4 protein-coding genes and 1 rRNA gene are annotated in these 6,032 nt (G+C 45.7%); 3 read left to right on the top strand and 2 right to left on the bottom strand.

Annotated features, from left to right (window positions below):
- Positions 1-190 precede the first annotated feature (190 nt).
- Positions 191-312: ribosomal RNA gene (rrf, locus tag EO92_RS11735) — 5S ribosomal RNA — on the top strand.
- A 455-nt stretch (positions 313-767) separates the two neighbouring features.
- Here the strand turns inward: rrf and EO92_RS11730 are convergent.
- Positions 768-1,871 carry a hypothetical protein gene (locus EO92_RS11730; RefSeq protein WP_048171791.1) on the bottom strand — a complete coding sequence of 368 codons (1,104 nt, stop codon included), beginning with the start codon at positions 1,869-1,871 and terminating at the stop codon, positions 768-770.
- A gap of 1,563 nt (positions 1,872-3,434) precedes the next feature.
- On the opposite strand from EO92_RS11730, the gene pepD reads away from it, so the two are divergent.
- Positions 3,435-4,955, top strand: coding sequence for a beta-Ala-His dipeptidase (pepD, locus tag EO92_RS11720; protein WP_048171785.1), 1,521 nt, complete (start codon positions 3,435-3,437; stop codon positions 4,953-4,955).
- Between the two features lie 64 nt (positions 4,956-5,019).
- Here pepD and EO92_RS11715 read toward each other — a convergent pair whose 3' ends face one another.
- Entirely contained in the window at positions 5,020-5,580 is a 561-nt protein-coding gene (locus EO92_RS11715) for a YqhA family protein (RefSeq protein WP_048171783.1), read from the bottom strand.
- Between the two features lie 88 nt (positions 5,581-5,668).
- Here EO92_RS11715 and EO92_RS17850 point away from each other — a divergent pair, with 88 nt between their 5' ends.
- Entirely contained in the window at positions 5,669-5,881 is a 213-nt protein-coding gene (locus EO92_RS17850; protein WP_162197472.1) for a hypothetical protein, read from the top strand.
- The last annotated feature ends 151 nt before the right edge of the window (positions 5,882-6,032 follow it).

Below are 6,032 nucleotides of genomic sequence, written 5' to 3'. Positions count from 1 at the left end.
AGATAAGCCTGTCCACGTTCCTTACTGTACTGAAGTGTGCGAGCCTTCGGGAACTCTGGATCGCTGCCAAACTCACCCTATACTACTTTAAATCTATTCTGAATATTGTTTTTTCTAAAAATGTTTTTCTGAAATTGTTTTCTGATATTATTATTACATGACTTCTTTCATATCCCATTTATAGGTAGAATTTGGCGGCCATAGCGGCAGGGTAACTCCTGTACCCTTTCCGAACACAGAAGATAAGCCTGCCCACGTTCCTTACTGTACTGAAGTGTGCGAGCCTTCGGGAACTCTGGATCGTTGCCAAATTCACCCTATACTACTTCAAATCTATTCTAAACAAGCTGTCTCAAAACAGTATTGAATGGTTTCTTCAAGTTTTGGTCTTAGATGGAAACTGTAACAATCATTTTTACATCGTGAATATCCTTTTAGTCATTTGAATATCCTTTTAGTCATTTGAATATCCTTTTAGTCATTTGAATATCCTTTTAGTCATTTGAATATCTTTTTTATCCATTTGAATATCTTTTTGTATATCAGAATAGCCTTTTTAGGGCATTTAAATTCAAAATAGCACTGGCCTTTGAATTCAACTTTCATATGTTTTTGGAAAAGGCCGTCTGCTTCGAGCCGTGAAAGTACAGCTACCTGATAAATAGACCATAAACGGTTAGTAGAGATAACTTAATGATGGGATTACGGTTAAATATTTACCTTCAGGCCCCGCACAAAAAGTTTGCGCACGGTCTTCCTGAAAAAAGTTACTTCTTTTCTTCCTCTTTGCCGGAACCACTGTTGTTATGGTTATTCACATGGAGCTGCCAGTAGCGGTCGTAGAGGGTGATGATAAGGGTCAGGAGCAGGATGAAAAAGAGAGTGTTTTGGAGGTTGATCGAGCCGTTGTACCTGGGTAGGAGATAGTTAATAATCAGGACCAGGCCCATGTTTACTGCGGACATCACGATAAATTCCCTTATGATAGAACTCCAGTGCCTTCCGTTCCGGGCCAGCCAGTGGCTAAGGGCTGTGTTTATCACGACAAAAACAGCTACGATGATAGCTATCTGGATACTGTTTGCCCGCACGTCTGGGAGTATCTGGGCAAAGATGATAGTCAGGAGGGAGATCAGCACGATTTTTTCGATCACCTGGTTGTTAATGAGGCGTTCCCGCTGCTCCTTCATCGTTTTTGGTATGGGAGGAAAAACCGGGGCTGCTGCGACAGGGGGTGCTTCGAATTCAAGGCCCTTTCGGGCAGGGGGGAGGTCTCGGAGCAGCCACCAGGCCATGCCGAGTAGGAAAGCTGCATAGGCAATCAGGATGAGGGCATTTGAGGGGTTGGCTTTGATCCAGTCTGTGGTATCCAGCTGGGCGACGTGGATCCAGTATTCCTGTGGTATCTTGACGAAAATCCAGATAAGGGCTGCTGCAGCGATCAATTTGCTTTTTGTCAAAACCCTTGAGTCCCATTTCAAGCGGACGGCTTCGTAGAATATGAAGAAATACTCGAAGGTGTTGGGAAAAATAAGCAGCAGAGGGCGCAGGTGTACGAGTTCGAAGATCGCCACGCCTACCAGCCGGTAGTAGAAAAGGAAACGGTCCAGCTTGAAGGCGTAGAGGTTCGACCAGTTGCGCAGCGTCGAAAGGTAGGTGATACTCAGGTAATAAATATCAAGGGCCTTGTCATAGCCCTGGTAGCCTTCCAGGGGCAGGTCCGTGAAGAGCTGGAAAATTGTCTGGTCGACCATATCGAGAATCAGGGAAGCCAGTACGCCGGGAAGGGGGTAGCGAGGAATTGAAAGCGGTATTAAGAAGCGGGCTATAACCACGGCCCAGAAGATCACTAAATCCGAAGTTTCTACCATGAAGCCTGATCCCCCTGATCATTTCAGCAATGCTACGTCAGATCTGCTAAAGTAAACTGTTAATGTAGACTGTTAATGTAGATTGCTAAAGTAGACTGCTAATTCAGATCCGCTATACCCCGGAAACGAGTCTGGTTCACACTCATTTTCTTCAAGTTCTTCTCCCAGTTTCCTTCCGTTTAATCGCTGCCAGAAAGGCTTATGGGAATTGTAAGATTTTGTAGTATGGTTTCGTGTATTCCTGTATACTATAAATAGCCACATTTCTATAAAAGTATTTCATATTAAAATACTTGCTTTGATGCCTTTATGGCTGTCCTAAAGGAGCCTTTCTCTCGAATGGAACGTTTATATCCATTTTTCCTGGCGAAGCATCTGTCTAAAGGTCTCTCTGAAAAATCAATAGTATTTGAGCGCAGTAATAAATGATTCTGGAAAGTATTCAGATTCTAAAAATTAAGGGTAAGAACAGGGATTTTTCTGCATCCGAATTGCGACTCGCCTGAATTGCGCCTCGCCCGAATTGCGCCTCGCCCGAATTGCGCCTCGGGAGTACGCGGTCCTTTTCGCTGCGCTCAAGAGGACTACTTTATAGTTTATTGCAGTGAGCTTCGCTCAAGAGGACTGAATTACAAATATCTCTGATCCGTACAACCTTATTCTCTATACCGGGTCGTTCCTGCCACGCTCGACTCAGGAGAGCGGTCTTATAAAAAAAAGAAGAGCAAAGAAAAGCCAGCGAGTAAAAAATATCGAATAAGCTGTAAGAAATCAACAAAAAATTAACTGATAAAAGCGTCAGAAAAGTCCTAATGTCAATGCAAAGAAAATGTATAGAGGAAACCTGTAAAGATACCAACGAAAGCTGAATCAAATTCTATCTGAAATTATTCTTTTTTGAGTCTATTTTCTATTCGGGCTTTTTTTGTTTTTTTGCTGTTTTTGTTTTTCTGCTTTTTTTGCAGGGGCGCCAGATAATCTGGAGGAGGAGCTTACGTAGGAGCTTATGTATCCAGTGAATTGAAAAGCGGTTTTTGGGGTTAAGGGATGTATTTTCTCAGTTCGGGGGACATTTCTTCAGCAATATTCAGGAGCACCAGAAGAAGGCGCTGGTGCATCTCCCGGAAGCGGATGTCGAAAAAACCAGGGTTCGCAGGGAGGCTGAAAACGCTTTCTGTATCAGGAATGATGTGAAAATGACGTGCTCCTGTTAAAGCACTCTGTTTTGAGAACGCGCTCGGTTTTAAGAAGGCAAAGGATCTCTAAAATTCCTTAATTCATGAAGTTGATTTGATCACGAATCTTAATTAATCAATTTTCAGGGGAGCACAACTTTTTAATCTTCTTTCATGTTTTTATGTCTGTTATTTCTATCGAATGATATATGACTTATAAATGATATCTGACTGATTTATGGTCGATTTATGGCCAATTTATAAATTACTGATAATTGACTTACAGCTGATTTATGGTTAATTTATGAATTACTGATAATTGTCTTGCGGCGGGGTTTAGTGCTGCTGACATTGGCCGATCCGCACAAAAGACCTGAGTTGATTCACTATGCACCCAAAAACCCGGCAAATCCTTGAAATGTTTGAGGAAATCAATAAAATCCCGCGCTGTTCGAAACATGAAGAAAAACTTTCCCTCTGGCTAAAGGAATGGGCAGTAGCCGGAGGCTTTGAGGTAAAAACCGATGCTGTAAATAACGTCCTCGTCAAAGTCCCGGCTACTCCCGGGTATGAGAATTCTCCTGTTATTGTATTGCAGGGACACATGGACATGGTCTGCGAAAAGAGCAAGGGCTCAAAGCATGACTTTTCCAGGGACCCGGTCAGGTGCGTGTATGAAGGGGACTGGTTGAGGGGAGACGGGACCTCAATCGGGGCGGACAACGGGATTGCACTTGCCATGGGGCTGGTGCTGGCCGAGGCAGGGAAGAATGGAGAAATCGGGCACCCACCTCTGGAACTGCTCTTTACGGTGGACGAGGAGACCGGATTGACAGGAGTCATGGGGCTTGAAAAAGGATTTTTCGAAGGCAGAATTTTGCTTAACCTGGACTCTGAGGATGAAGGGGCATTTATCGTCGGGTGTGCCGGAGGGAAGAATTCCCGGATCACGCTGCCGCTTGAGTGGGAAACCTTTGAGTATGGAAAGGGGTGTCAGTTTGGGCTCTGCAAGCTCGTGGCAGAGGGGCTGGAAGGTGGGCATTCCGGAGTTGAGATCCACAGGCAGCGGGCTAACGGGATCCAGCTGCTTGCCAGGGCATTTGCCGGGCTTCGGGAACAGGTGGGAAAGGAATGCATCAGGCTTGTCTTCCTGAGCGGGGGAGGCACCCATAATACTATTCCGAATTTTATGGATGCTTTTGTGGCTCTGGACAGGGAGAAATTTGAGCAGGCGGAGCGGCTTGTTTCAGAATTTGGGAAAACTTTGAGGTCCGAATATGCGAAAACCGACCCTGACCTTGTTTTGAGCTTCAGGAAAGTTGAAAATGGGGTAGTGTTTGAAAATTCCGAAGGGAAGGTTGCCAGAAAGGAAGCTCCTGCAAACCTGGTCTTTTCTTCCGGGACCGAAGAGAAGCTTCTCGGGCTGCTCCTTGCCCTCCCCCATGGGGTCTACAGGATGTCGGACAGGATCCCGGGACTTGTGGAGACCTCAAACAACCTTGCAACCGTGAGGACCGGGAAAACAGAGATACAAATCATCTCAAGCCAGCGCAGTTCCGTCATGTCCAGGCTGGCTGAAATTTCCGGGAAAGTGGAAACCGTGGCAAAGCTTGCCGGAGCTGGAGTTGAGCACGAAACCGGGTACCCTGCCTGGGAGCCTGACCTTGAATCAGGGCTGATCTCCAGATGCAGACAGGTTTACACCCGGACCTTCCAAAAAGAGCCTGAGATTGAGGTCGTGCACGCCGGACTTGAATGCGGGGTAATCGGCTCGAAATGCATGGATATGGAGATGATTTCCTTTGGACCTACTATCAAAGACCCCCATTCTCCGGCTGAGAGGGTTTTTATCCCCTCTATTGAAAATGTCTGGATCTTTCTGGAAAATTTGCTAAAGAGTTACCGCTGATTTAACCCAACCAGTGAAGAGTAAGCCGTAAGGACGAGAAGTTGGATAATTAATGAATCCGATTTCAATCTCTCTTTTTGTTTGTTAACCAGCTTGAGTCACCGCCCTCAGAAGCCGCCTCCACTAAGGATGTCAGCCGTTCGCCTTTCCCACTCCCCTTGCTCATGTTTGAACGCACCTTCATAAAGTAAGCCAGAGCTGCGATGGGTAAGGCATAGCCTATCCCATAGACCGCCAGATTTGTTTCCTGCGGTTCAAAGATAATACTTAAGAAATTAACTCCCAGCACGACAATAGTGAGCCCCACCAGGTTTAACTCCAGTTCCTCAATATCATTTATCTCCAGCCAACCCGGTAAAGGGAGCGGCTGGATAAACAACTGGTAAAGCCCGATGGAAGTAAGGAAGAGCACCGTACCAACCAGGAAAAGATGGACTGTCTCCACAATTTCAACAATGATACTCGCCTCTGGACCTGCCTCTGCCATTCCTGTAATCAGTTCTCCCATGAAGCGAACCAGATCCACGCCGCCTTTAATAAACAAAGCACAGGCGGCAATTGCCAGCCCGATGACCGGAATCAGCACGAAGTAACGTATTCCGGCAATAAATCTTACAACTTTCATGGTAGATTCCTCCTATCTCCTGGCGAGAAATGGTTTGGCCTTTCTTTGCCGTTTCGAACACTTTGATGTATATGGTTGATCAAATTGGATGTTGTGTCTTCTTGATCGCCGACGGCTTCCATTTTCCATTGAGAATATCCTGCTCGGGCCAGTAGATGCGCAGCGCCAGCGCGATCAGCTAACTTTCCCAGTTCCTGGCGAAGATAAGGCGAACCGGCCTTCGCCAGGCTCTGCAAGAGACCTTTATTGGCGTGCTCTCGCAAAACTGAGGCGCCGCTCGGGTGTAATCAGATGGCTGTGATCATCCAGGCCCAGCTCAATTTGATCTTTATCGTCCGTTGATGATCTTTGGTTCCCACTTTCCGCAGATGTCTTCAAAAAACTGATCTTTTTCTTTCACCATAAAAAGTTATGCATAAATCTAAAAAATTAGTCGCCTAAAATATTACAAA

Origin of the sequence: Methanosarcina sp. 2.H.A.1B.4, assembly GCF_000979385.1 — an archaeon.
Lineage (GTDB): Archaea > Halobacteriota > Methanosarcinia > Methanosarcinales > Methanosarcinaceae > Methanosarcina.
Note: the sequence above shows the minus strand (reverse complement) of the source record. Positions and strands in the feature narration are given on the sequence as shown.